This is a genomic window from Actinosynnema sp. NPDC053489, assembly GCF_044544865.1.
In the GTDB taxonomy this organism is placed as follows: Bacteria; Actinomycetota; Actinomycetes; order Mycobacteriales; family Pseudonocardiaceae; genus Actinosynnema.
Window position 1 is genome coordinate 53,364 of record NZ_JBITXT010000012.1, and the last position, 24,946, is coordinate 78,309.

Here is a 24,946-nt window from a genome sequence, read left to right on the forward strand (position 1 = left end):
GCGGGCGGTCACGCGGCGAGGTGCGCGAGGCCCAGGGCGGCGGCACCGGCGGCGGTGAGGCGGGCCGGTGCCCGGCGGCCCGGGGCGACCGGGGTGGCCGGTTCGACCAGGCCCGCGTGGACCAGGGCGCGGGCGGTCGTCGGGTCGCAGAACGGCAGCCCGTCCACCCGGACGTCCGGTTCCGCGCTGCCGGTCAGGTCGACCCGGTCCTCGGCGGTCGCCCTCAGCAGCGCGACCTCGCGCCGGGACAGCTCCGGCAGCCGTGACAGCTCTGGCATGGGTGACACCTCCGTCGCGACGAACGGCGCGGACGCCCGGTCCCGTCCGGGACGCCCGCGCCGTTCCCCGTTCCCCTCATCCCGCGACGCGCGCGCCGCGTCGTTCCGCTGCTTCGAGCACCAGCCGCAGCCACTCGGCGTCGCTGCCCGCGCCGTCCGCCGCCACCCGCCGCAGCCGCGGCCACAGCCCGGCCTCGGTCCACTCCTGGAACCGGCGGTGCACGGTCGGCACGGTCACGCCGAACGTCGGCGGCAGGTGCCGCCACGCGCACCCGCTGGTCAGGACGAACACGATCGCGGTGAAGATCGCCCGGTCCGACACCCGGCCCCGGCCGCCGCCCTGGCGGCGCACCTTCGCGGGCGGCAGCAGCGGTTCCACCACGGCCCACAGCGACGGCGGCACCAGCCGGACGGCCAGCTGCTCGATCACGTCGGCGTGCGGCGGTCGCGGTGGCGCCTCCGGCGCCCGGCGCACCCACGGCTCCTGCCGCTGGGCGTCGCCGCGCTGGCGGGCGCGCAGCAACATGGCCAGGGCGGCGTCGTCGGTGCGCCTGGGCGCGACCGCCGGGTGTGCGTGCTGTTGCACCTGGCGGGCGATCTCCGCGCCCACCGTTCGACCGAACGGCTGCGCTGGTCGTACGTAGTTGGTCATCGGGTCCTCCGCCCAGGACGTCGTGATGCCCATCACGCTAGGAACACCGGCGCCCCCTGGTAAGGGAACGCGCGACGAACGGGAGTGGTCCAGCGTCACGCGGCCACCGCCACCCCGCCGAACGGCCACACTGGAGCGACGAGCGGATGAGCGGTCACTCCCCGACACCGACCGTGCCCGGATACCCTCGAAGGTGTGAGCACCGCGCCGCGCCTCCTCGCCACCAGCGACCTCCACGTGACGTACCAGCAGAACCGCCAGTTCGTCGACGCGATCCGGCCGCACTCCCCCGACGACTGGCTCATCGTGGCCGGCGACGTGGCGGAGAAGTTCGACGACGTGGAGTGGGCCCTGGGCGTGCTGCGCGGCCGGTTCGCCAAGGTGGTGTGGTCGCCGGGCAACCACGAGCTGTGGACCACGAAGGACGACCCGGCCCAGTCGCGCGGCGAGGTGCGCTACAAGCAGCTCGTGGAGCTGTGCCGCAGCATCGACGTGCTCACGCCCGAGGACGAGTACGCGGTGTTCGAGGGCGCGGGCGGGCCGGTGGCGGTCGCGCCGCTGTTCACGCTCTACGACTACACGTTCCGGCCGGCGGGCACGACGGACAAGGCCTCCGCGCTGGCCGTGGCGCAGGACGCCGGGGTCATCTGCACCGACGAGTACTTCCTGCACCCCGACCCGTACCCGAGCCGGGAGGCGTGGTGCGCGGCGCGGATCGAGGAGAGCGAGCGCCGGTTGCGCGCGGTGGACGCCTCGTTGCGCACCGTGCTGATCAACCACTGGCCGCTCGTGCGGGACCCCACGTTCGTGCTGCGGTACCCCGAATTCGCGTTGTGGTGCGGCAGCGAGCGCACGGCGGACTGGCACGTCCGGTTCCGCGCGGCGGTGGTGGTCTACGGCCACCTGCACATCCCGCGCACGATCCGCAAGGACGGCGTCCGCTTCGACGAGGTGTCCCTGGGCTACCCGCGCGAGTGGCAGCCGCGCGGCTGGACCGCCGCCCCGCTGCTGGACGTGCTGCGCGAGGGGGACGCCCGGTGATCGCCGACCTGGTCGGGCCGCCGGTGTCGGCGTTCGACGCGTTCGACGACCCCGACGGGGTGGTGTTGTTCCCCGAGGAGGAGGAACACATCGCCCGCGCGGTGGACAAGCGGCGTCGGGAGTTCACCACCGGCCGGCACTGCGCGCGCACGGCGCTGGCCGCGCTGGGCTTCCCGCCCGTGCCGCTGCTGCCCGGTCCGAAGCGCGAGCCGACGTGGCCCGAGGGGGTCGTCGGCAGCATCACGCACTGCAAGGGCTACCGCGCGGCGGCCGTCGGCCGGTCGTCCGAGGTGTGGACGATCGGGATCGACGCCGAGCCGAACGAGCCGACCCCCGACGGGGTGCTGGAGGCCATCGCGGTGCCCGGCGAGTTGGCCCGGATGGGTGACTTGCGGGCGTCGGGCGACAAGGTCGCGTGGGACCGGCTGCTGTTCAGCGCGAAGGAGTCGGTCTACAAGGCGTGGTTCCCGCTGGCGCGGACGTGGCTGGGGTTCGAGGATGCGGAGGTGACCCTCGACCCGGACGACGGCACCTTCACCGCGCGGATCTTGATCGAGCCGCCCGTGGTGGACGGCGTCGTGCTGGACGGGTTCACCGGCCGCTGGCTGGCCAGGGAGGGGTTTGTGGTGACCGCGATCGCGGTACCCGCGCGCTGATCAAGGGGTTCGGAAGGCGGCGGTATGGGCGACGAGGTCGGGCGGCAGGAGTTCACGCGCGATGACCGGACGCGGTACCGCACGAAGGTGCGCCGGTGCCTCGACGTGTTCGCGCGGATGCTGGGCGAGTCCCGGTTCGAGTTCGACCGGCCGACCACCGGCCTGGAGATCGAGCTGAACCTCGTGGACGACGCGGGCGACCCGGCGATGCGCAACGCCGAGGCGCTGGAGGCCATCGCCGACCCGGACTTCGTCACCGAGCTGGGCCAGTGGAACCTGGAGATCAACGTCGCGCCGAGGCTGCTGACCGGCGGCGGGATCACCGAGTTCGAGGACGTCGTGCGGGCGTCGCTGAACGAGGCCGAGCACAAGGCGCGGGGCGTGGACGCGCACATGGTGATGATCGGTATCCTGCCGACGTTGCAGCCCAAGCACCTGGCCGTGGACGCGCTGTCGGGCAACCCCCGGTACACGCTGCTCAACGAGCAGGTGCTGGCCGCGCGCGGCGAGGACCTGCAGATCGCGATCAGCGGGGTGGAGCGGTTGCAGCTCACCGCGGACTCGATCGTGCCGGAGGCGGCGTGCACGAGCACGCAGTTCCACCTCCAGGTGTCGCCGGAGGACTTCGCCGCCTACTGGAACGCGGCGCAGGCCATCGCGGGCGTGCAGGTCGCGATCGGGGCCAACTCGCCGTTCCTGCTGGGCAAGGAGCTGTGGCGGGAGACGCGGATCGCGCTGTTCCAGCAGGCCACGGACACGCGCAGCGACGAGCTGAAGGAGCAGGGCGTCCGGCCGCGGGTGTGGTTCGGCGAGCGGTGGATCACGTCGATCTTCGACCTGTTCGAGGAGAACGTGCGCTACTTCCCGGCGCTGCTGCCGATCTGCGACGAGGAGGACCCGTTGCAGGTGCTGGAGCGCGGGGACACGCCGTCGTTGGCCGAGCTGAGGCTGCACAACGGCACGATCTACCGCTGGAACCGGCCGGTGTACGACGTCGTGCGCGACCAGCCGCACCTGCGGGTGGAGAACCGCACCCTGCCGGCCGGGCCGACGGTGGTCGACATGCTGGCCAACGGGGCGTTCTACTACGGCCTGGTGCGCGTGCTGGCGGAGGAGGAGCGGCCGCTGTGGTCGCAGATGTCGTTCAGCGCGGCGGAGGAGAACTTCACGGCGGGCGCGCGGTCGGGGATCGACGCCCAGGTGTACTGGCCGGGCCTGGGCACGGTGCCCGTGGCGGAGCTGGTGCTGCGCCGCCTGCTGCCGATGGCCCACGAGGGCCTGGTGAGGATGAAGGTGGACGCGGCCGAGCGGGACCGGCTGCTGGGCGTGATCGAGCAGCGCTGCCTGACGGGCGTCAACGGCGCGACCTGGCAAGCGCGCGCCTTCCACCGCCACTACGACCACACCGCCCTGGACCGGCCGGAGGCGCTGCGGCGGATGCTGCGCACGTACCGGGACCTGATGCACAGCAACGAGCCGGTGCACACCTGGCCGGTGTCCTGATCCCCGTTTTTGTCGTACCCCGCCGGCAGGATGAGAACAGGGGTCCCCTGGGCGAGGACCCCTGCGCAGCGTTCGGGCCGTCGGGTCAGGCCGAGGTCCGCGGGCCGGCCAGCAGTTCCCGGGCCCGCAGCGCCCTCATCGCGTCCGCCTCACGGGCCCGCACCGCCCGCTCCCACCACACCTCGCCCTCCCGCCGGCCCTGGTGCAGCGCCGACAGGCTGAACATCGCGTCCGCGTGACCCGCCTCGGCCGCGCGGGTGAACCACGTCTCCGCCCGGTCGTCCTCCGGCTCCGCCCGACGCCCCGGCCGACGAGCCGCGGCACGTCCCTCGGCGCTCCCCCACCGGGTCAGCAGCATGCCCAGCTCGTACATCCCCCGCGCGTCCCCGGCGCCCGCCGCCAGCCGGAAGCAGCGCTCCGCCACGTCCACGTCACCGCGCTCGCGCGCCAGCACCCCGAGCACGACCTGCGCCCGGGGACGACCCGTCGCGTCGCGGTGCCGCCGGTTCAGGGTCCGGGCGTCCAGCACGGGCAGCGCGGCCCACAGGGCGTGGTCCACCTCGACGCCGCCCACCTCGGCCGCCCGCTCCAGCCAGTGCTCGGCCTCCTCGACCGCGCCCCGGTGCAGCAGGAGCAGCGCCAGCTCCGCCGTCGAACACCCGGCGCGGGCCGCCTTGCGGTACCAGCGCTCGGCCTCGTCCCGACCGCCCCCGGCCACCAGCACCGCGCCCAGCCGGCCCATCGCCTCCACGTCACCGCCCTCGGCGGCACGCCGGTGCCACGCCTCGGCGCCCTCCAGGTCGCCGCGAGCCGCCAGCACCTCGCCCAGCTCGACCATGAAGAACGCCTCGCCGGTCGCCTCCACGGCCAGCCGCAGCCACCGCTCGGCCTCCTCCGCCTCGCCCCTGGCCCGCAGCCGCGTGCTGATCACGGCCAACGCCCGCGGGTGGCCCGTCTCGGCGGCACGGCGGTACCACTCGTCGTCGGAACCGGGATGGGAGGCGCCCGCCGGGACGGCGAGGTCCGCCAGCGCCATCATGGCCTCCGCGTCACCGAGGTCGGCGGCCTCCCGGTACCAGTGCCGCGCCTCGTCCAACCGGTCCCGCAGCCGCGCCGCCCGCGCCATGCCGTGCATCCCGGCCACGTCGCCCAGGTCCGCCGAGCGGGCGTACCAGCGCGAGGCCTCGACCTGCTCGCCGCGCTCCTCGTGCAGCAGCGCCAACAGGTTCATGCCGTCGACGTCACCGCTCTCGGCGGCGGCGCGGTACCACACCTCGGCCGCCGCGGCGTCCCCACCGCGCGCCGCCGCCACCCCGAACCCCACCATGGCCGCTGTGTCGCCCACACGTCCCCCTCGACGTCGGTGTCGGCTCGATGCTCCCGCACCACCGAGGTCGGGCGCACGCCTGCAACCGGGGCAAGCGGGGGCGCGGCGACCGCCACGCCCCCGCGCCGCCGGGGATCAGCTCGTCGGGAAGTCGTCCGGGGTCCGCATGCGGTCGCGGATCCAGACGCCGGCGGGCTTGAGCACGCCCGTGCCGGTGAACGCGGAACCCGCGCAGGTGCCCTCCTTGAACACCGCGCCCGAGCGGAAGTCGTCGGAGAAGTTCCAGTTCGTCCAGCCGATCTTGTTGGCGGCCAGGAAGTCCAGGTACTTCTGGCTGTAGGCGAAGTCGTTCGCGCCGTCACCGGTGTAGGTCTGGGTGCCGAACTCCGTCACGAAGAGCGGGAGCCGCGCCGCCGCCCGCTGCAGCGCGGCGAAGTACTCGTCCTGGTGCGAGGCCGCGTAGAAGTGGAACGTGTACATGAAGTTCGTGGCGTTGATCGGGTTGTTGACGATGTCCTGCTCGCTGCGCCCGTCGGACACGCCCAGCGAACCCCAGCCGTGCGTGCCGACGAACACCACGCCGTCGGGGTCCTGGGCCCGGATCACCGGGATCATCTGCTCGGCGTAGGACTTGATCCCCGCCCACGAGACGTTGTTCGGCTCGTTGGCGATGTCGTAGATGATGTTGGTCTTGTCGCGGTGCCGCTGCGCGATCTCGGTGAAGAACGTGCGGGCCAGGGCGATGTTCGCGTTCGGGTCGCCCGGGTCGAGCTGGTGCCAGTCGACCAGCGCGTACAGGCCGCGCCGGGTCGCCTCCTCGATGTAGCCGTGCACCAGGTCGGTGAACTTGCGCGGGTTGGTCTCGTAGCCGTCCTCCTGCACGTACATCGAGATGCGCAGGACGTCCGCGCCCCAGTCGCCGGCCAGCGCGTCCAGCGACGCGGACTTGACGCACTGGGCGTACCACTGGATGCCGTGCGTGCTCATGCCGCGCAACTGGACGGGCTTGCCGTACCGGTTGCACAGCTTCAGCCCGCACACGCGCAACTGCCCGTTGACGTCCGCCGGCCGGCCGGCGGTGACCGCGCCCGTCTCGACGGTGAGCCGGTCGAGGTTCGGGCCGCCCACGGCCGTGGTCGCGGTGGCGCGCACGCGGTTCGCGCCGGCGGCCAGGGACACGGTCGCCGTGCCCGTGCCCCACGTCGACCACGCGCCGGTGCCGGGGAACGCCACGCCGACGCCGGCCGCGCCGTCGACCGTGACGGTGACCGGGCGGTTGGCGGTGGTGCCGTTGGCGTAGCGGAAGGACAGGGTCGCGGGGCCGGCGGTCGCGGCGGTGACGGTGAACTCGACGTACCCGCCGGTCGCGTTGTCGTAGTTGACGAAGCCGCTGCCGGTGTAGCCCGCGTGGTTGGACTCGACCAGGCCGCCGGAGATCGTGGCGGCTTCGGCCTGGTGCTCGGTGATCGCCGCGGCGCCGACGTCGGCGGCGGCCGTCGGCACGGACAGGACGGCCGCGACGAGCGGCCCCAGCAGGGTGGGTACGGGCCATCGGGGTGCCACGGGGTGCCTCCCACGGTTCAGGGGTGGAGTGGGACTCGGTGGCGGCGGTTCAGTTAGGAAAGTTTCCTATCTGTTGCGTGGGATCACAGCACCCCGGCACGTGCGGTGTCAACGGTGGACGGCGCGCGAGAGCCGCGCGGGACGGTCGGCGACAGCGGGAGCGGCGCGTCAGAGGCCGGAGGCCGCGGGGACGTGGCCGAGGCGGGGGCGCAGGTGGGTGCTCGCGCTCCACGCCGACACCAGGCCGGGCAGCAGCACGTGCCACGGCAGCCGGTCCAGCACGTCGCAGCGCACGGACAGCACGATCCGACCGGACGCGCCGCTGTCCAGCCACACCACCCGCAGCGGCACGTCACCCGGCACGTCGTCGACCGCCGCCAGCGACAGCAGGCACGGCGGCAGCGCCACCCGGCGCACGCACGACTCGGCCGTGTGGCCCTCCGCGCGCAGCACCTCGTGCCGCACGAACAGCGCCCGGACGGCCGCCACCAACCGGCGCTCGCCCAGGCCGGCGCGCACCTGGACGACCATGGACTCGTAGCCGGCGATCGCGACAGGCCGTGTGGACACGCAGCGCCTTCCCTCTGGTCGGGTCAGGCGAAGTTAGCACTAGTAGTCGTCGCCGCCGAAGAACGTTTCCTCCAGCCGGTCCGCCGTGCCCGCCAGCAGCGCCAGCGGTTCGGTGAACTCGTGGATGTCGAGGTCGGCCAGCGGCAGGGAGTGCCGCAGCACGACGTGCTCCCCCATGATCGCCGCACCGCACGCGATGGTCGAGTTGCCGACCTCGGCGAGGAACGCGTGCAGGTCGACGTTCGCCGCCAGCCCGATCGGCGAGGCGATCTGGACCCACTCGTGCATCTTGTCGAGCACCTCGCGGACCAGGACGACCACCTGGGTCCGCTCGTCGTCCTCGTCGTACTGCTCGAAGTTGAACAGGATCCTGATCTCGTCCTCGTTCTCCGCGATGACGTCGTAGGTGTCGTGCACGTACGCGGCGAGGTCGCCCCAAGTGGCCATGCGATCACCCTACGGGCGCGACCGCCGCCCACACCGCATCCCCGACCGGTCGGGACGCCTCGGCCAGGTCGAGGCCGCCGGCGAGGTACCGGCGGGCGCACTCGTGCGCGGGCCCCATCACGACGGGGTCCAGCGCCCACAGCGGGAACTCGCGCAGGTCGCCCGCCGCCATCCGGGCGGCGAACCAGCGGGTGACCGGCTCGAACACCTCCGCCTTCGCGGCCGGGTCGGCGGTCGTCGGCGCGGCGTAGAGGAAGCGGGCCCGGCCGGGGTGCTCGACCACCCACCCCAGGTACCGCGCCACCGCCCCCCGCACGGCGCGCTGCGCGTCACCGTCGTCCAGCGCCGGCAGCATCGCCGCCACGCAGTGCGCGAAGCTCTCCCCGTACAGCACGGCGAACACGCCGGCCCGGCTGCCGAAGTGGTGGTAGACGCTGCCGTTGGACACGCCGGACCGCGCGGTCAGCGCGCTGATCGTGACGGCGTCCAGCCCGCCCTCGTCGACCAGCGCGAGGGCCGCGTCGAGCACAGCCCGCCGACCGGTCGCTCCCACGCCCGTTAGAGTACCGCTCTAGAGCGTCGCTCCCTGGAGGTCACCGTGGCCCGTTCCATCCCCGATCTGCTGCGCGAACGCGTGCGCGAGACCCCGGACGCGGAGGCGCTGCGGTTCCGCACCGGTGACGCGTGGACCTCGCTGACCTGGGCCGAGGTGGGCGAGCAGGTGCGCAGGCGGGCGCTGGGCTTCCGGGCGCTGGGCGTGCGGGACGAGGCGCGGGTCGCGATCATGGCCGCGACGAGCGCGGACTGGATCCTCACCGACCTCGCGGTGCTGGCGGCGGGCGGCGTGACGACCACCATCTACCCCAGCAGCACCCCGGACGTCGTCGCGCACATCGTCCGCGACTCCGGCAGCGTGCTGGTGGTCGCCGACCCGGACCTCGCGGGCCGGGTCGACGCCAAGGTGGTCACGCCCGACTGGGAGCCCGACGGCCCGACCGGCGACTACGACGCGATGGTGGACGAGCTGACGCCGGAGCGGCTGGCCACGCTGATCTACACCTCCGGCACCACCGGCACGCCCAAGGGCGTCGAGCTGACCCACGACAACTGGCTCTACACCGCCGAGGCCATCCGCGAACTGGGCGTGCTCACGCCCGACGACCTGCACTTCCTGTGGCTGCCGATGTCCCACGCGTTCGGCAAGGTCCTCCAGGTCGGCATGCTGGCGACGGGCGTGCCCACCGCCGTGGACGGTGAGGTGGACCGGATCGCGGCCAACCTCCAGGAGCTGCGCCCCACGGTGGTGGCCGCCGCACCGCGGATCTTCGAGAAGATCCACCAGCGGGTCGTGGCGTCCATGCGCGAGGCGGGCGGGGTCCGGGCCAGGCTGTTCGACTGGGCGCTGGAGGTCGCCGAGCACCCGGACTGGGCGCTGCGCCGCAAGGTCGCCGACAGGCTCGTGTTCCGCAAGCTCCGGGACCGGGTCGGCGGTCGGATCAAGTACTTCGTGTCCGGCTCGGCGCCCCTGTCGCGGCCGGTCGGCGAGTTCTTCGACCGCGCGGGCATCACGATCCTGGAGGGCTACGGCCTGACCGAGTCGTCGGCGGCGTCGTTCGTGAACCGGCCGGACGCGAACCGGCTCGGCACGGTCGGCCCGCCGCTGGTCGGCACGGAGGTCCGCATCGCCGACGACGGCGAGGTGCTCATCGGCGGGCGCGGGGTCATGCGCGGCTACCACGGCCTGCCCGAGGAGACCGCCGAGGCGCTGCGGGACGGCTGGCTGCACACCGGCGACATCGGCGAGCTGGACGAGGCGGGCCGGTTGCGCATCACCGACCGCAAGAAGGAGCTGATCAAGACCTCGGGCGGCAAGTACGTCGCGCCGCAGGCGGTGGAGGGCCTGGTCAAGTCCAACAGCCCGTACATCGGCAACGTGCTGGTGCACGGCGACGGTCGCAACTACTGCGTCGCGCTGGTCACCGTCGACCCGGACCTCGCGCCCGCCGACCTGGACGCGGACGCCGAGGTCGGCCGTGCCGTCGAGGCCGCCAACGCCAAGCTGGCCCGGCACGAGACGATCAAGAAGTTCGCCGTGCTGCCGGAGGACTTCTCGGTGGACGACGGCACGCTCACCGCGAGCCTCAAGATGCGCCGCAAGGAGATCGAGACCCGCTACAAGGACGTGCTGGACGGCCTGTACTCCTGAGGTCCGGCGGGCCGGCGGGCCGCCGCGACGGCCCACACGCCCGCCACCAGCACCGCGACCACCTCGGTCAGCACCAGCAGCCGCTCCACGTGGCCGAGTGGGATCACCCGCCACCAGGACGTGCCGACCACGACGTCCACCGCGATCGCGTACAGGATCGGCGTGAACGCCACCGCCGACAGCACGCCGAGGCGGAACGTCCACCGGGCGTGCCCGCCCCACACCGGGTCGCGCCGCCACGGCCGGGCCAGCAGCACGGCCGCCAGCGGCAGCGCGACGAAGGCGAGCAGGCTGCCGAAGCGGTGGATGCTGCCGCTCGCGCTCGGGCCGAGCGCCCAGTTGTTCTTCGGGAAGATCACCACCAGCGCGAGCCCGGCGGACCACGCGGCGAACGCCACCGAGCCCGCCGAGCGCCACCTCGCCACCCCGCTCCGCACGAGCACGGCGAGGATCGCCAGCGAGCCCGCGACCAGCAGCAGCACGCCCGTGTCGAACACCCAGCGGTAGGGGCCCAGGGCGTACTCGCTGATGGTCCGGCGCAGGTGGGCGGTCGAGCCGCGCAGCCGGTAGAGGTCCAGCCCGCCGACCAGGGCGATGGTCAGCACGACCGCGGTCACGCCACCGAGGGCGGCGAAGCGGGCCGCCGAGCGGGCCGGGGCGGGCGATGAGGTGGGCGGCGGGGTTGGCGGTGAGGTGGGCACAACGGACAGAACGGACCAGGACCGGTCCGGGTTCCGCCGCGCCCGGACCGACAGCCCCCGGACAGGCGCGGCTCGACTCGACCACGCAGACCCGACTCGACCGCGCAGACCCGACTCGACCACGCGGACCTGACCCGATCACGCGGACCCGGCTCGACCGGCGGGCTCTACTCGACCGGCGCGCTCTACTCGACCCCGCGGATCCGGCTCGACCGGCGCCCTCGACTCGACCGGCGGGCTCAGCTCGACCGGCGGACCACGAGCGTCGGGGCGAACACCACGGAGCTGACCGGTCGGTCCGGCCGCTCCACCCGCTCCACCAGCAGGCGCGCCATCTCGGCCGCCATGTCCTCCACCGGCTGCCGCACGGTGGTCAGCGGCGGGTCGCACTCCACGGCCGGGCTGCTGTCGTCGAACCCGACCACCTTGACGTCCTCCGGCACCCGGCGACCGCCGGCGCGCAGCACCGGCAGCGCGCCGGTCGCCATCAGGTCGGAGGCGATGAACAGGCCGTCCACGTCCGCGCCGCCCACGTCCGCGCCGGCCAACCGCCGGGCCGCCTCCGCGCCGCCCTCGCGGGAGAAGTCGCCCTCGACCACCGCGGGCTCCGGCAGGCCGTGCCGGGCCACCGCCTCGCGGAAGCCGCGCAGCCGGTCCTGGCCCGCGGGCGTCTCCAGCGGGCCGGTGATCGTCGCCAGCCGCCGGCAGCCCGAGGCCACCAGGTGGTCGGCCGCCAGCCCCGCGCCCGCGGCCTGGTCCACGTCCACGTAGGTGATCGACATCGGCCGGACCGGACGCGCGGCGAGCACGACCGGCAGGTTCGCGTCGATGAGCTGCCTGGGCAGCGGGTCCGCGCCGTGCGTGTGGATCAGGATCACGCCGTCCAGCCGGCGCTGGCGGATGTCGTCCACCACCTCGCGGTGGTCGCCCGTGGTCAGCACCAGCTGCACGCCCAGCGGGCGGATCACCGGCAGCACGCCGCTGACCACCCGCCCGAAGTACGGGTCGTGCACGGTCCGGCCCTCCTCGGGCAGGACGAGCCCGATCGCACCGGCCCTGCGGGTGACGAGCGAACGCGCCGCGCGGTTGGGCGTGTACCCGGTCGTGGAGATCGCCTTCTCCACGACTTGGCGCAGCTCACGGTCCACCGTGGCGACCCCGTTGACGACCCGGGACACGGTGGCCCGGGAAACCCCCGCGATCCGCGCGACCTCCTCCAACGTGACTGGTCTGCGGTCCACGTCAGCCTTTATACCGGGAGGTGCGGCCCCGCCGAGGCGGGACCGCACCTCCGGCGTCACTGGTAGACGCGGACGTAGTCGACCAGCATGCGCTGCGGGAAGACCGTGGTGGCGTCCGGCGGGCCGGGCCAGTCACCGCCCACCGCGTTGTTGAGCAGGATGAAGAACGGCTTGTCGAACACCCACGGGCCGCGCGTGGCCTCGACGGTCGCCTTGTCGATGGAGAGGACCGTCACGTCGTCGATGCTGAACGTGATGCCCCGGCTGTTCCAGTCGAGGCGGAACACGTGGAACGCGTTGGCGAAGTCCTGCCCGGTGTCGCGCGCCTGGCCGATGCCGCCGCCGCCGAAGTACGCCGGGCCGTGGATCGTCTGGTACGCCGTGTTCGGCTCGCGACCCAGGTGCTCCATGATGTCGATCTCACCGCTCGCGGGCCACGGCGTGCCCTTGAAGATGTCGGTGCCGAGCATCCAGAACGCGGGCCACAGGCCCTTGGTGCCCGACACCTTGATCCGGGCCTCCACGCGGCCGTAGGTCCAGGACGCCTTGCCCTCGGTGATGATCCGGGCCGAGGTGTACTGGCACGTGCCGCTGCCGCTGACCGGGTCGACCGGGCACGCCGAGCCCGGCGTGACCTCCCGCCTGGCCTCCAGCACCATGTTGCCGGCGCCGTCGGTGAACGCGTTGCGGTTGTCGGTGTAGTACTGCAGCTCCGCGTTCTGCCCCGTGCCGACCTCGGGCCGCCACTTGGTCGCGTCCGGGCGGGTGCCCGAGGCCGCGTTGAACTCGTCGCTCCACACCAGCCGCAGCGGGTTGCCCGGGTCCGGGGCCTGCGGCGGCGGCGCGGTGGGGCTGCCGCCGGTGCCGTAGACCTGGAACTCCCACAGCGAGTAGCCGTACTGGCCACTGCGCTTGGTGAGGTTCACCCGCACGTACCGGCCCGTGCCGCTGACGGCGAGGGTCTGCTTGAACCCGGTGCCGTTGGTGACGGTGTGGATCGTGGTCCAGTTCGCCGCGTCGGCCGAGGTCTGGATCTGGAACCCGGTGGCGAACGCCGGGTCCCACTGCAGCACGACCTTGCTGACCTGGGCGGTCGCGCCGAGGTCGACGTAGATCCAACCGGGGTCGACCCAGCCGGTGGTGGCGCTGGTGGCCCAGCGGGTGGCCGGGTTGAAGTCCAGCGCCTTGGCCGGGGTGCAGCCGGGGCACGCGCCGTCGTCCTGGAACGACGAGGCGAACGCCGGCTTGTTGTAGGACAGCAGCTGCTCACCGGGTTGGGGGTTGCCGCCGCCCGTGCCGGTGCGCACGGCGAACTCCCACAGCGACACGCCGTACTGCGTGGCGCGGGCCGTGGTGTACACCCGGACGTAGCGGCCCGTGCCGGTGAAGGTGACGTTCTGCGTGCCGCCCGTGCTCGTCGTGGTCTGGTAGGCGGTCGTCCACGTCGAGCCGTCCGCGGAGACCTGGATCTGGTAGGCCGTCGCGTACGCGGCCTCCCACTGCAGCGTCGCGCCGCAGACCTCCCGGCTCGCGCCCAGGTCGACCCGCAGCCACTGCGGGTCGCTGAACGCGCTGGACCAGCGGGTGCCGGCGTTGCCGTCCACCGCGGAGGCCGCCGTGAACGGGCTGCCCGTCTCCACCGACGACGCGGTGACCGGGGCGTTGAGCGCCGCGTTGCCCGTGCCGCACTCGGCGGCTCGCACCGCCGTGGTCGGCACGACGAGCGCGGTCAGCAGCGCGAGGGCCGCGCCGGCGCGGATCAGCGATGACCTGGTCACGGGCGACCGTCCGCGCCGCACTTGATGATCGGGTTGATGCAGTCGCGCACCCGGCGGGCCAGCTCGGCCTCCGGCCAGGCGTTGAAGAAGTCGCCGTGCATCGTGAAGCCCGGCCCGGAGGCCAGCCGGAACCGCGCCGGGTCGCCGTTGACCGGGTAGCGCAGCACCTGGCGCAGCTTCGGCACCGGGACCGGGTGGGTCGCCGGGCACTCGGCGTTGACCGGGTAGGCCATGTGGCTCTTGTGGTCGGCCGAGTCGAGGTCACGGCCGTTCCAGCACTGCGGGAAGTCCAGGTAGGACTCCAGCATCGTGCCCGCCGGGCAGTTCACGAAGTCCTTGGACGCGCCCACGTGCCCGGCGTGCAGGCAGGACCAGCGCGAGATCGTGCTGGCGTCGGGGGCCGTGGCCTTCGCGTTGCCCGCGACGATCCGCAGGCCGAGCGGGAACGGCTGGATGCGCGCGATCACGTCGTCGCGCACGCCCTCGCCCAGGTAGTAGAACGTGGTGCCGGTCGGTTCGACGGGCTGGTTGTCCGCGTACAGGGTGGGCACCCAGTAGGAGGACAGGTCGACGCCCGGGTTGCACGTGCTCGTGCCCGTCAGCAGGGTCTGGACGGTGGTGCGGGCGTTGGTGGTGGTGTTGCCGAAGAAGCTGTGCATGTGCGACGCGCCCGGCAGGTTCGGCGCGACGATCGGGTCGTCCGGCAGGCGGTGGCTGTACGGGCACTCCGCCAGGAACTCGGCGACCCGCACGATCGGACCGCTGGTGGTGGGCGGGCCGAACACCTGGAACTCCCACAGCGACACGCCGTACTGGGTGGCGCGGGCCGTGGTGTAGACGCGGACGAACCGCGCGGTGGCCGAGACCGCCAGCGTCTGCACGCCGACGGTGCCCGACGCGGTGGCGACGGTGGTCCAAGCGTTGCCGTCGGCAGAGGTCTGGAGCTGGAAGGAGCGCGCGTAGGCGGCCTCCCAGTTCAGCGTGACCTGGCTGATGGCGGTGGACGTGCCGAGGTCGACCCGGAGCCACTGGGGGTCGGACGCGGCGCTGGACCACCGGGTGCCCGCGTTGCCGTCGACGGCGGCGGAGGCGGGCGTACCGCCGTTCTCGGTGGAGGAGGCGGCCACGGCCTTGCCCTGGGACAGCAGTTCCGGGGCCGCCGAGGCGGGAGAGGTGACGAAGGTCAGTGCGGACGTGGTCAGCACCGCCACGGTGAGTGCGGTGACCAAACGACGCCATCGGCGAATGGTGGGGATCACGACTCCCCTTTCGAAGGGCGTTACAGGGAGGTTTCAGAGAGCGCTCTCACAGCGGAACGTAGGACCGCCCCCTGTATCAGTCAAGGAAAGTGCCGGGTTCCGGTCATCCCGGAACACCGACCGAGAGAGCGCTCTCTCACCTGAGCGTTGAACTCACCGGTCCTGGACGTAGGACTCTCGCGACCTGAACGTACGACTCACGCGGCTTGAACGTACGACTCACGCGAGAGTCCTACGTTCAGAGCGCGTGAGTCCTACGTTCGGAGCGCGAGAGTCCTACGTTCAGAGGGCGGGAGTTCTGCGTTCGGGGCGCGGGGGTTCTGCGTTCGGGGCGCCGGTGGCGGTCAGGGCAGGCGGGCGGCGGGGGGCAGGGCGTCGGGCGAGGCCGTCGGCCAGGCCAGCGGGTCCGGGCCCAGCTCCCACAGCTCGGCCACCTGCAACGCGCACCACGGCGACACCGGACGGGCGCCGGCCAGCACGGCGGGCGCGAACTCCGCCCACGACACCCACTCGAACGAGTCCACCTCGTCCGGGTTCGGCTCCGGGTCGCCGGTGACCACGCCGCGGAACACGGGGCACATCTCGTTCTCCGTGACCCCGTTCTCCATCACCGCCCGGTAGCGGAACGCGGGCAGCACCAGGTCAAGCGACACGCCGGCCAGCCCCAGCTCGTCGGCCAGTCGCCGCGACACCGCCGCCACCACCGGCTCGGCGGGCGCGGGGTGCCCGCAGCACGAGTTGGTCCACACCCCGGGCCACGTCTTCTTGTGCAGGGCTCGCCGGGTCAGCAGCAGCCGACCGGCCCCGTCGAACAGGTACGACGAGAACGCCAGGTGCAGCGGGGTGGACGTGTGGTGCACGGCGGCCTTGTCGGCCACGCCGATCCCGGCACCGGACTCGTCCAGGAGCACGACTTGTTCCACACGCCCACCCTGCCACAACCGCGATCACCGCGCGTCGGCGAGCACCCTGGGGTTGCGCACCAGCTTGCCGCTGGGCGTGCGCGGCAGCGCGCGCAGCACGTGCACCCGCTCCGGCAGCTTGAACTCGGCCAGCCGCTCCGCGCACCACGCGGCCACCTGGTCCGACGTGAGCGTGTCCGACCCGGTCGAGATGTAGGCCTGGACCGCCGCGTCGTACACCGCGATGGCCTCGGTGACCAGCGGGTGGGCCCGCAGCGCGCCCTCCACCTCGGTCAGGTCCACGTTGAAGCCGCGCACCATGACCAGGGAGTCGGACCGGCCCAGCAGCCGCAGGTTGCCCTCGGCGTCGAACTCGCCGCGGTCACCCGTCCGGAACCACCCGTCGGAGTAACGGGAGGGACCGTCGTCCTCGGTCAGGTACGGCGACTCGTCCAACGCGACCTCGACCAGGCCCTCGCGCACCCGGATGGTGGTGTCGGACAGCGGCCTGCCCACCGACGGCCGGGACGCGCCGCTCACGTCCATCGTCAACGCGCCCGTCTCCGTGGTGCCGAAGCACTCGCCGACCGCGAACCCGTGGACGGCGGCGAACGCCTCGGCCACCTCCGGCGGCATCAGCTCGCCGCCCGCCAGCGCGCCGCGCACCGTCCGCAGCGCCCCGACAGGATCCGCCCCGGCAGGACCCCCCTCGGCCGGCCCCGCCTTGGCGAGCAGGTCGAAGTGGAACGGCTGGCCGGAGAGGAAGTCGACCCGGTGCCGGCCCGCGGCGCGCAGGATGTCCTCGGCGGAGGAGGACCGGGTCGCGAACACCAGCTCGACCCCGGCGGCCAGCGCGTGCAGCAGCCCGCCCATCAGCCCGAAGCTGTAGGCGGTGTTGTTGAGGATCAGGAACTTCTCGCCGTGCCGGGCCATGTCCCCCGCGGCGGCGAACCGCATCACCTCGCGGATGACCGACTCGGTGCTGCGGCCGACGACCTTGGGCCGGCCGGTCGAACCGGAGGTGAACTGCACCAGCCGGTGCCGCGTCGCGGCGGGCAGGCCGTCGCGCCGGCGCTCGGTGACCAGCTCGTACCGCTCGCGGAACGCGCCGGTGAACCGGTCGGTCGCCCGCACGACGAACTGCGGCCGGGCCAGCTCGCGCAGCACGCCGACCTCGGCGGGGGTGAGCCGGTGGTCGATCGGCACCACCCTCGCGCCGAGCGTCCACAGCGCCAGCACCGCCTCCAGCTGGGTGAAGCTGGGCGGCACCTGGACCGCGACCGTGGTGCCCTCCCCCACCCCGGACGCCGCGAACACGGCGGCCTCGGCGGCGACCGAGGCGCGCAGCGAGCCGCGGGTCACGGTGTGGTCGTGGGTGAACACCGGCAGGTCGTCGCCGTGGCGGGCCAGCAGGTCGGTGACGAACTCGCGCATCTCGGTTCAGGACTCCTTGCAGAACTCGCCGATGGGGATGCCCACGTGCCGCTGCTCGGTCGCGATGTAGCCGAGCAGCTCGTCGCCGCGCTGGAGCTCGGTGACGTTGCGGACCTTCCCGCCGGGGCCGAGCACCCGCACGTGCCAGTCGTCCTGCACGGTCAGGCTCACCTCGACGCCCTCGGGCGAGTGCGCGGTGATGGTCAGGATCGGGCGCGACTCGAGCTTGGCCCGGCCGACGGTGAGCTTGCGGGTGCGGCCCTCGGAGTTGACGGCGAGCACCGTGCTGCCCGAGCGCAGCTCGGACAGGTAGTTGGTGCGGTTGTCCGGACCGAGCACGTAGGAGTGCAGCGCCCCGGCGTTGACCCGGAACGGCCGGGTGGGCATGTAGGGCAGCGGGTGGGTCTCGCTGCAGCACAGGATGAACCCGGAGGAGAACGAGCCGACGAGGATGCCCTCGTCCTCCTGGAAGTGCGACGCGGTGTCCACGCAGACGCGGTCGCCGAGGCCGTTGTGGGTGATGCCCTCGACGGTGAGCGTGGTGAGGTTCAGCGGCGGGGTGGTCGCCTCCAGCAGCCTGGCCAGCTTGAACACGTCGTTGGCGTCGCGCGGCGCCAGCAGCACGCCGTCCGAGCCGTGCTCCAGCACGTCCAGCACGATCGCGGCCTCTTCGAGGTCCTCCACGACGGTCACCAGCTTGCCTGGCGAGCCGTCGGCGGCGGCGATGACGATCTCCAGCGGGATCTTCGTCGGGTCGGTGAACGCGACCACGGTGTGCCCGAGCCGCACGGCGGCGGCGCAGGCGAGCTTGAGCGTGCGGTCGTCGCGGACCTGCACGAACGCGGCGTCGGTGGTGAGCCGCTCCAGCGCGTCCTGGTCGTCGACGACCACGGTGACCAGGTGCGGGCTCTCGACGGCGGCGTCGGCGACGAGCACGCGGGTGATCGTGGGCGGCAGCGCGTCGAGCAGCGCCGGGTCGTCGGACACGACGCCGGCGAGGCGGGCGTGCACGGCGGCGTCCACGACGGCCTCGCGGTGCGCTTCGGGGACGGTGCGGAGGTCGATCCAGGCGAACTTCAACGGTTCTCCAAGGGGTGAGTGCCCGATCGGCGTGCGGACGGGCCGCCGCCGGTCGGGTGACCGGCGGCGGCCGCTGGCAACGGGGTCATGACGAGGCGACTACCCCCGTCATCGCGCGGACCAGGTCCGCCTCGGTGTCGTCGTGGACGATCGACGCCAGTTCCGCGACCAGCGACATCGGCGCGGGCGCGGTGAACACGCGGCGGCCGACGGCCAGGCCGGCGCAGCCGACCGCCATCGCGGTGCGGGCGTGGTCGACCACGCTGCCCGCGCCGGCCGGGCCGCCCGCGACGAGCACCGGGATCGGGCAGCTGGCCACCACCTCGGCCATCCGCGCCGCGGGCCGGGCGAGGTTGGTCTTGACGAGGTCCGCGCCGAGGTCGACCGCGATGTTGACCACGTGCGCGAGCAGGGCGGGGTCGTTCGGGTCGGCGATGCGCGGCCCGCGCGGGTACGCCATGGCGATCAGCGGCACGTTCCACTCGTCGCACGCCTTGGCCACCACTCCGAGGTCGGCGAGCTGGCGCTCCTCGGTGTCCGAGCCGATGTTGACGTGCACGCTCACCGCGTCGGCGCCCAGCCGCAGCGCCTCGTCCACCTCGCCGACGAGCACCTTGGCGTTGGTGTCGGCGGCGTGCGCGGTGCCCGCGCTGAGGTGCACGACCAGCGCGCAGCCGGCGAGCACGGAGGGGTCGATCGTCCGGACTCGTCCTTTGTGGACGATGATGGCGTCGGCGCCGCCGACGACCACCGAGTCGATCAGCTCGTGCCACCGGTCGCGCGGGACCACCGGGCCGTCCGAGACGCTGTGGTCGAGCGGGACGAAGAGGTACCTGTCGTCGCGCGGTCGGGAAAGGCGCCGCAGGCGCAGAGCTTTCGTCATGTCGCTCACACCTCCTCGTGGTCCGGTGTCGGCCATCCAGCAGGGTGGTCGAACCGGTGAGCGCGGCGGGAGGTGTGAGGTGGCGATAACTCGTCAGTTATGCACCTGTTGGAGCAACGCGGCGGGCGCCCACCGGCGCGCGGTCGCCTCCCGCGCCACGCGCGCGACCGGTGTTCGGTTTGTCTTGTTGCCCTAGGCTGCCGCAGTGAACATGGAGCTCAGGCACCTCCACGTCGTGCTGACCGTCGCGGAGGCGGGCAGCATCAGCCGGGCCGCGTCACTGCTGAAGATCGCGCAGGCGGGGTTGACCGCCCAGCTGCGCCGCATCGAACGCGGGTTCGGTGGTCCGTTGTTCCTGCGGCGCACCGACGGCGTCGAGCTGACCGAGTTGGGCCGCCACGTCGTGCTGCGGTCGCGCGACCTCGTGGAACGGTTCGACGACCTGATGGAGACCGCGCGCAAGCTGGCCGCGGAGAGCGACGCCACGGGCATCCGGCTCGGCGGCGTGACCGGCTCGCTGACGCCGCTGCTGGTCGCCGTCGTGCGCGCGTTGCTGCCGACGCACCCGCAGACCACCCACTTGGAACGCACGAGCGACGCCGTGCTGGACCTCGTGCGCACCGCGAAGCTGGACCTGGCGCTGGTGACGGAGTTCCCCCACAGTCCACTGCGGATTCCCGAAGAACTCGACAGCCGGACCGTCGTGGCGGAACCGATGCTCGTCGGGATCGCGGTCGGCCACCGGTTGTCGGCGCGCAACGAGATTCGGCTGTCCGAACTGGCCGACGAGGAGTGGGCGGTCTCCGAGGAGGGCTACGGCGGCGGTCGGTTGAACCTCCACCTGGCGTGCGAGGCGGCGGGGTTCACGCCGCGGTGCGCGCACTTCGGCGTGGACCCGGAGTCGGCCGCGGAGCTGGTGCGCTCGGCGCACACCGTGGCGTGCTTCTTCCCGACCGGGCAGGACCTGCCGGGCGTGCTGCTGAAGCCGATCGTGGGCAACCCGGTGCACCGGCGCGTCGCGGTCGTGTGGCGGCGGGACTGCGCGGCGGCGGAGTACGTCGACGAGATCCACGCCGCCCTCCTGCGCGCCTACCAGGAGCGGATCTGGGGCCACGGGCCGCGCACGGCGAAGTTCACGCCCGCCGGGTTGACCGCGGCGGCCAGCTGACGTCCCGACCGGGCACCCGCGGGGTCCCGGACCGCGGTCCGCGGGGTGCCGCCCGGCACCGGTCCGCGGCCCGGGACGCGGGGTGTGACGCGTGCTCCCGTTCGGCGGTTCCGCGCGGGGCGGGGGCTCAGCGCGCGTCCTGGTCGTGGGCGCTGAAGCGCTCGGCCATCTCCACGTCCCACCAGGCGGCGAAGAACTGGAAGTCGGCGTCGCCGTCGTTGACGAGCTGGTGCTCCTCGTACGGGCGGAAGTGCACGAGGTCGCCCGCCGCGAACGGCATCCGCCCCTCGTCGGTCACGATCTCCGCCTCACCGGACACGGCCACCCAGATCTCGTGCTCGCGGTGGGCGTGCGTGCTCGACGCCGCACCCGGCCGCACCACGCACCACGAGCCGTCGAACGGCGCGTTGACCAGCGGCCACGGCATCAGCCTGCGGGCCGAGAGCCCGCTGTCCCGGACCAGTTCGCCGGGGTCGAGTCGGCGCATCTCCACGGCTATCGCCCCACCATCGGAATTCGGCGTCGTCACCGGCGAACGCCCGGGCGTGACGACGGGGACCTTCGCCGCGGCGCGTCGGGGCGGAAACGATTGCCACCGAACGGCCTACCGCCGGAACCTAGCGATTCCGGGTGCGCGGCGGCCACCGGCTCGGCCACGCGCGTTCGCCAGGCGTTCGCCGGAGGTTCGGTGGTGGTGGCGCGGCCGGTCCCGGTGCGGACGGGTCCGACCCGGTGGTGCCGCAGGTCGCGAGGGGTGGGCGCGCCAACGGGACCACCGGCGTGGTCGCGCGTCCACCCTTCGGGAACGCGAAACCTTTCGCGCGGCCCGGTCAGCGGTCCGCGTGGCGCAGGACGCTCTCCACCTCGGTGCGGAACGCGTCGACGCCGTCCTCGCCCTCCGGCGCGCCGTGCGCCCGGAGCAGGTGCAGCAGCGCCACGCCGTGCGCCGACCGGCGGGACAGCGCGCGGAACGAGAACGCGGCCTCGTAGCCGGTGATCGCGGTGGCCAGCGCGGTCGCGACCGCGGCGAGGAACGCCCACAGCGCCCGCCTGCCGCCGTCGGCCACCGCCACCGCGCCCAGCGCCGCCGCGGCCGTGAACAGCAGGACGGTCAGGCCCGTGGTCCAGCGGCGGGCGGTCGTGTAGCGGGAGCGGGCCCGCTCGAACGCGGCGAGGCGATCGCCCAGCCGGTGCCGCAGGTAGGCGCGGAGGAACTGCTCGCGGTGGTCGTCCACCGCCGTGGGCGACGGTCCGGTGCCGGTCATGGGCGGTCCACCGATCCGTGGCGCAGCCGTGCCACGGCCGTCGCCAGTTCGCGGGCGCGTTCCTCGCGCTCGGCGTCGTCGGCGGCGGGTGGCGCGGCGAGGTGGTCGAAGTACAGGGCGCGCAACCGCTCGGCCCGGGCACCGGCCTCGGGGTCCTCCCCGCCGCGCGCCACGACCGCGAGCACTGCCGCGGCCGCACCGGACGCGGCGAGCAGCACACCGGGCCACGGCTGGTCCCGCAGCCAGACCTGCAGCGCGGCGAACACCGTGGCGCCGAACCCGGCGGCCAGGGCGAGGACGGTGAGCAGGCGGGCGCGTTCGCGAGAGCGGAGGGCGGCTTCCTCGGACTCGTGCAGCGCCGGCGCGACGAGCTGGTTGGCGTCGTGGATCGCGTCGGCGAGCAGCGGGTAGTCGAGCACGTAACCGGGGTCGATCACAGGGTGCGGCTCGGGCGCGCGGAACCGGAACCGGGGCCAGACGGCGGGCGGGGGCGCGTCGGCGTGCAGCCGCGAGCCGGGCCGGTTGCCCAACACGCGCCGCACGACGGCCACCACCTTGTCCGCGCCCTCGTCCAGGTGGACGACGGCCACCTGCCCGCTGCGGACGAGGACGGCGAGGTCGTCGTCCTGCCCGTCGGGGGTGGCCTCGGCGCCGGCTCCGGGGTCCGCGGTCGGACCGGCCGGGTCCGGCTCCTCGGCGCTGGAACCGACGAGCGGTGCGTTCGCGGCGGTGGGTGTGCCGGCGGCGATCTCGTCGGCCAGGCCGCCCGTGCCGGCCAGCACGAGCAGCGGCCGGTCGCGGCTCAGGTGGTCCACCAGCGCCGACCTCGCCGTGCCGTCCCCGCCGACCAGCAGCGCCGGCGCCGGGCGCTTGCGGCCCGCCACCGCGTCCACCACCCGGAACAGGGCGGGCAGCTCCTCGCCCCACTTCGAGCCCGGCACGAGCACCGCCGTGTCGTGGTTCACGTTGAGCCGCAGCTCACCCTCCGCGGGCTCCGCGTCCTCCGCCGCGACCCGACCGGACGGCGCGACGCCCACCATCCTGGGCCACCGGCCGTCCAGCGACTCGGCGGCCAGCCCGACCAGGTGCGTCACGCCGGCGTCCGCCCCCGAGGTGACCACGACCGCGTCCGCCGCCGACGCCCGGGCCAGCACGGACCGCAGCACCGGCAGCACGGCGGCGGCCAGGTCGGTGTCCAGCGCACCCGCCGTGCCTAGCACCACGAGGACCGGACGGCCGCGGGGCAGGCCGAGGGCACGCGCCCGGACGTCGGCGTCGGGATGGGCCAGTCGCCGCACCCGCGGGCCCGCTGTAGGCATGCCGGGCACCCTAGCGGGGCCTCACGGGAATTTCACCCGTCCGGGGATGGAAATCCCCGCAGGTAGAGTGCTGGGCGTGTCGATTGACCCCGCCGAGCTGGAAATCGCCCTAAAGGTGCTCGCCCAAGTGGACGAACTGGACACCGAGCACCCCGACGCGGTAGCCGTCCGCCGGGCCACGGCCGGCATCTGGAAGAGCCTGCGCAAGCGCCGCAAGGCCGAGCGCCGGGCCTCCGTCACGGCCGCCGACCGCGCCGTCATCGAGGCGACCGCGACCGGCTCGCCGTCCCGCATCGACGACGAGACGCGCGGCCTGCTGCTGCGCGAGCCGGAGGCGGGCGCGGTGGCGGGCACGCTGCTGCGCGCCCGGTCCTGCTACACGTGCAAGCGGCGCTACACCGAGGTCGACGCGTTCTACCACCAGCTGTGCCCCGACTGCGCGGCGCTGAACCGGGCCAAGCGCGACCAGGGCGCGGACCTGACCGGCAAGCGCGCCCTGCTCACCGGCGGCCGGGCCAAGATCGGCATGTACATCGCCCTGCGGCTGCTGCGCGACGGCGCGCACACCACGATCACCACCCGGTTCCCGCACGACGCCGTGCGCCGGTTCGCGTCCATGCCCGACAGCGCCGACTGGCTGCACCGGCTGCGCGTGGTGGGCATCGACCTGCGCGACCCGGCCCAGGTCGTGCGGCTGGCGGACTCGGTGGCCGCCGCCGGGCCGCTGGACATCCTGATCAACAACGCCGCGCAGACCGTGCGGCGGTCGGCCGGCGCCTACGCGCCGCTGGTCGCGGCCGAGTCCGAGCCGTTGCCGACGGGTCCGCTGCCCGAGCTGGTCACGTTCGGGCACACGCTGTCCGCGCACCCGGTGGCGCTGGCCGGCACGTCGACCGACGCGATCCCGGCCGTCACGGCGCTGGCGCTGACCGCCGGGTCGAAGGAGATCGACGCGGGCGGCCTGGTGCCCGACGAGGCCCCGGTCAACAGCTGGGTGCAGCGGGTCGACGAGGTCGACCCGGTCGAGCTGCTGGAAGTGCAGCTGTGCAACAGCACCGCGCCGTTCATCCTGATCTCGCGGCTGCGCCCGGCCATGGCCGCCTCCCCCGCGCGCCGCAAGTACGTCGTGAACGTCTCGGCGATGGAGGGCCAGTTCAGCCGCGCCTACAAGGGCCCGGGCCACCCGCACACCAACATGGCCAAGGCCGCGCTGAACATGCTGACCCGCACCAGCGCCGAGGAGATGCTGACCACCGACGGCATCCTGATGACCGCCGTGGACACCGGCTGGATCACCGACGAGCGCCCGCACCCGACGAAGGTGCGCCTGGCGGCGGAGGGCTTCCACGCGCCGCTGGACCTGGTCGACGGGGCGGCCCGGGTGTACGACCCGATCGTGCGCGGTGAACTGGGCGAGGACCTGTACGGCTGCTTCCTGAAGGACTACGCCCCCGCCCCCTGGTGACCGTCCCGAGCGTTGAACTCGGGGGTCGCGAACGTACGACACACGGGCGTTGAACGTAGGACTCTCGCGAGAGTCCTACGTTCGGGGCGCGAGAGTCGTACGTTCAGAGCCGGTGAGTTCAACGTTCGGGAGCGGTGAGTTCAACGCTCGGGACGTGGTGGGGGTTGCAGTCCGGCGACTCGCCGGGCGCGCTCCCCGGCGATCACCC

The 24,946-nt window shown here is 73.4% G+C and carries 24 protein-coding genes; 6 read left to right on the forward strand and 18 right to left on the reverse strand.

Going from position 1 to position 24,946, the window contains the following annotated elements; all coding sequences use genetic code 11:
* Positions 1–8: 8 nt before the first annotated feature.
* Positions 9–278 (reverse strand): hypothetical protein, encoded by a 270-nt coding sequence (locus ACIGNX_RS25675; protein ID WP_396543247.1) that lies wholly within the window; start codon positions 276–278, stop codon positions 9–11.
* Positions 279–354: 76 nt separating this feature from the next.
* Entirely contained in the window at positions 355–930 is a 576-nt protein-coding gene (locus ACIGNX_RS25680) for a transposase (RefSeq protein ID WP_396543248.1), read from the reverse strand.
* 195 nt (positions 931–1,125) lie between these two features.
* On the opposite strand from ACIGNX_RS25680, the gene ACIGNX_RS25685 reads away from it, so the two are divergent.
* The 3 genes from ACIGNX_RS25685 to ACIGNX_RS25695 are packed head-to-tail and all read left to right on the forward strand — an operon-like array spanning position 1,126 to position 4,130.
* Complete coding sequence (locus ACIGNX_RS25685) at positions 1,126–1,971, forward strand: metallophosphoesterase family protein (protein WP_396543249.1); 846 nt, start codon at positions 1,126–1,128, stop codon at positions 1,969–1,971.
* Entirely contained in the window at positions 1,968–2,627 is a 660-nt protein-coding gene (locus ACIGNX_RS25690; protein ID WP_396543250.1) for a 4'-phosphopantetheinyl transferase, read from the forward strand. The genes ACIGNX_RS25685 and ACIGNX_RS25690 overlap by 4 nt, the downstream gene beginning before the upstream one ends.
* Positions 2,628–2,651: 24 nt before the next feature.
* Positions 2,652–4,130, forward strand: a complete 1,479-nt coding sequence (locus tag ACIGNX_RS25695; RefSeq protein WP_396543251.1) for a glutamate--cysteine ligase — start codon at positions 2,652–2,654, stop codon at positions 4,128–4,130.
* 85 nt (positions 4,131–4,215) lie between these two features.
* Here ACIGNX_RS25695 and ACIGNX_RS25700 read toward each other — a convergent pair whose 3' ends face one another.
* The 5 genes from ACIGNX_RS25700 to ACIGNX_RS25720 all read right to left on the reverse strand — a co-directional run bounded on the left by ACIGNX_RS25700 (position 4,216) and on the right by ACIGNX_RS25720 (position 8,590).
* Positions 4,216–5,475: a tetratricopeptide repeat protein gene (locus ACIGNX_RS25700; RefSeq protein ID WP_396543252.1), complete on the reverse strand. Its 1,260-nt coding sequence runs from the start codon at positions 5,473–5,475 to the stop codon at positions 4,216–4,218.
* 117 nt (positions 5,476–5,592) lie between these two features.
* Positions 5,593–7,020 carry a cellulase family glycosylhydrolase gene (locus tag ACIGNX_RS25705; RefSeq protein WP_396543253.1) on the reverse strand — a complete coding sequence of 476 codons (1,428 nt, stop codon included), beginning with the start codon at positions 7,018–7,020 and terminating at the stop codon, positions 5,593–5,595.
* A gap of 168 nt (positions 7,021–7,188) precedes the next feature.
* Entirely contained in the window at positions 7,189–7,590 is a 402-nt protein-coding gene (locus tag ACIGNX_RS25710; protein ID WP_396543254.1) for a hypothetical protein, read from the reverse strand.
* A 39-nt stretch (positions 7,591–7,629) separates the two neighbouring features.
* On the reverse strand, positions 7,630–8,037 hold the full coding sequence (locus ACIGNX_RS25715) for a hypothetical protein (RefSeq protein WP_396543255.1): 408 nt from the start codon (positions 8,035–8,037) through the stop codon (positions 7,630–7,632).
* A gap of 4 nt (positions 8,038–8,041) precedes the next feature.
* Complete coding sequence (locus ACIGNX_RS25720; protein ID WP_396543256.1) at positions 8,042–8,590, reverse strand: TetR/AcrR family transcriptional regulator; 549 nt, start codon at positions 8,588–8,590, stop codon at positions 8,042–8,044.
* Positions 8,591–8,635: 45 nt separating this feature from the next.
* Here ACIGNX_RS25720 and ACIGNX_RS25725 point away from each other — a divergent pair, with 45 nt between their 5' ends.
* On the forward strand, positions 8,636–10,243 hold the full coding sequence (locus ACIGNX_RS25725) for an AMP-dependent synthetase/ligase (protein WP_396543257.1): 1,608 nt from the start codon (positions 8,636–8,638) through the stop codon (positions 10,241–10,243).
* Here ACIGNX_RS25725 and ACIGNX_RS25730 read toward each other — a convergent pair.
* The 8 genes from ACIGNX_RS25730 to ACIGNX_RS25765 form a co-directional block, all read right to left on the reverse strand.
* A complete protein-coding gene (locus ACIGNX_RS25730; RefSeq protein WP_396543258.1) occupies positions 10,210–10,860 on the reverse strand; it encodes a DUF998 domain-containing protein in 651 nt (216 codons plus the stop codon). The genes ACIGNX_RS25725 and ACIGNX_RS25730 overlap by 34 nt on opposite strands.
* 323 nt (positions 10,861–11,183) lie before the next feature.
* Positions 11,184–12,185, reverse strand: coding sequence for a LacI family DNA-binding transcriptional regulator (locus ACIGNX_RS25735; protein ID WP_396543259.1), 1,002 nt, complete (start codon positions 12,183–12,185; stop codon positions 11,184–11,186).
* 56 nt (positions 12,186–12,241) lie between these two features.
* Complete coding sequence (locus ACIGNX_RS25740) at positions 12,242–13,963, reverse strand: discoidin domain-containing protein (protein ID WP_396543260.1); 1,722 nt, start codon at positions 13,961–13,963, stop codon at positions 12,242–12,244.
* Positions 13,960–15,174: a DUF1996 domain-containing protein gene (locus ACIGNX_RS25745; protein ID WP_396543261.1), complete on the reverse strand. Its 1,215-nt coding sequence runs from the start codon at positions 15,172–15,174 to the stop codon at positions 13,960–13,962. Before ACIGNX_RS25745 ends, ACIGNX_RS25740 begins: the two co-directional genes overlap by 4 nt.
* 392 nt (positions 15,175–15,566) lie before the next feature.
* Complete coding sequence (idi, locus tag ACIGNX_RS25750; RefSeq protein ID WP_396543262.1) at positions 15,567–16,145, reverse strand: isopentenyl-diphosphate Delta-isomerase; 579 nt, start codon at positions 16,143–16,145, stop codon at positions 15,567–15,569.
* A 24-nt stretch (positions 16,146–16,169) separates the two neighbouring features.
* Positions 16,170–17,558 (reverse strand): class I adenylate-forming enzyme family protein, encoded by a 1,389-nt coding sequence (locus ACIGNX_RS25755; protein WP_396543263.1) that lies wholly within the window; start codon positions 17,556–17,558, stop codon positions 16,170–16,172.
* Between the two features lie 6 nt (positions 17,559–17,564).
* On the reverse strand, positions 17,565–18,638 hold the full coding sequence (locus ACIGNX_RS25760; protein ID WP_396543264.1) for a 3-dehydroquinate synthase II family protein: 1,074 nt from the start codon (positions 18,636–18,638) through the stop codon (positions 17,565–17,567).
* Between the two features lie 85 nt (positions 18,639–18,723).
* Entirely contained in the window at positions 18,724–19,521 is a 798-nt protein-coding gene (locus ACIGNX_RS25765) for a 2-amino-3,7-dideoxy-D-threo-hept-6-ulosonate synthase (protein WP_396543265.1), read from the reverse strand.
* 211 nt (positions 19,522–19,732) lie between these two features.
* Between ACIGNX_RS25765 and ACIGNX_RS25770 the strand changes: the two genes are divergently transcribed.
* Positions 19,733–20,689: a LysR family transcriptional regulator gene (locus ACIGNX_RS25770; RefSeq protein ID WP_396543419.1), complete on the forward strand. Its 957-nt coding sequence runs from the start codon at positions 19,733–19,735 to the stop codon at positions 20,687–20,689.
* 127 nt (positions 20,690–20,816) lie between these two features.
* Here the strand turns inward: ACIGNX_RS25770 and ACIGNX_RS25775 are convergent, their stop codons facing one another.
* From ACIGNX_RS25775 to ACIGNX_RS25785, 3 genes are all read right to left on the reverse strand, one after another.
* Complete coding sequence (locus ACIGNX_RS25775; RefSeq protein ID WP_396543266.1) at positions 20,817–21,176, reverse strand: cupin domain-containing protein; 360 nt, start codon at positions 21,174–21,176, stop codon at positions 20,817–20,819.
* Positions 21,177–21,519: 343 nt separating this feature from the next.
* On the reverse strand, positions 21,520–21,954 hold the full coding sequence (locus tag ACIGNX_RS25780) for an SLATT domain-containing protein (protein ID WP_396543267.1): 435 nt from the start codon (positions 21,952–21,954) through the stop codon (positions 21,520–21,522).
* Positions 21,951–23,273, reverse strand: coding sequence for a hypothetical protein (locus ACIGNX_RS25785; protein WP_396543268.1), 1,323 nt, complete (start codon positions 23,271–23,273; stop codon positions 21,951–21,953). Before ACIGNX_RS25785 ends, ACIGNX_RS25780 begins: the two co-directional genes overlap by 4 nt.
* A gap of 76 nt (positions 23,274–23,349) precedes the next feature.
* Here ACIGNX_RS25785 and ACIGNX_RS25790 point away from each other — a divergent pair, with 76 nt between their 5' ends.
* Positions 23,350–24,738, forward strand: a complete 1,389-nt coding sequence (locus tag ACIGNX_RS25790) for an SDR family NAD(P)-dependent oxidoreductase (protein WP_396543269.1) — start codon at positions 23,350–23,352, stop codon at positions 24,736–24,738.
* The last annotated feature ends 208 nt before the right edge of the window (positions 24,739–24,946 follow it).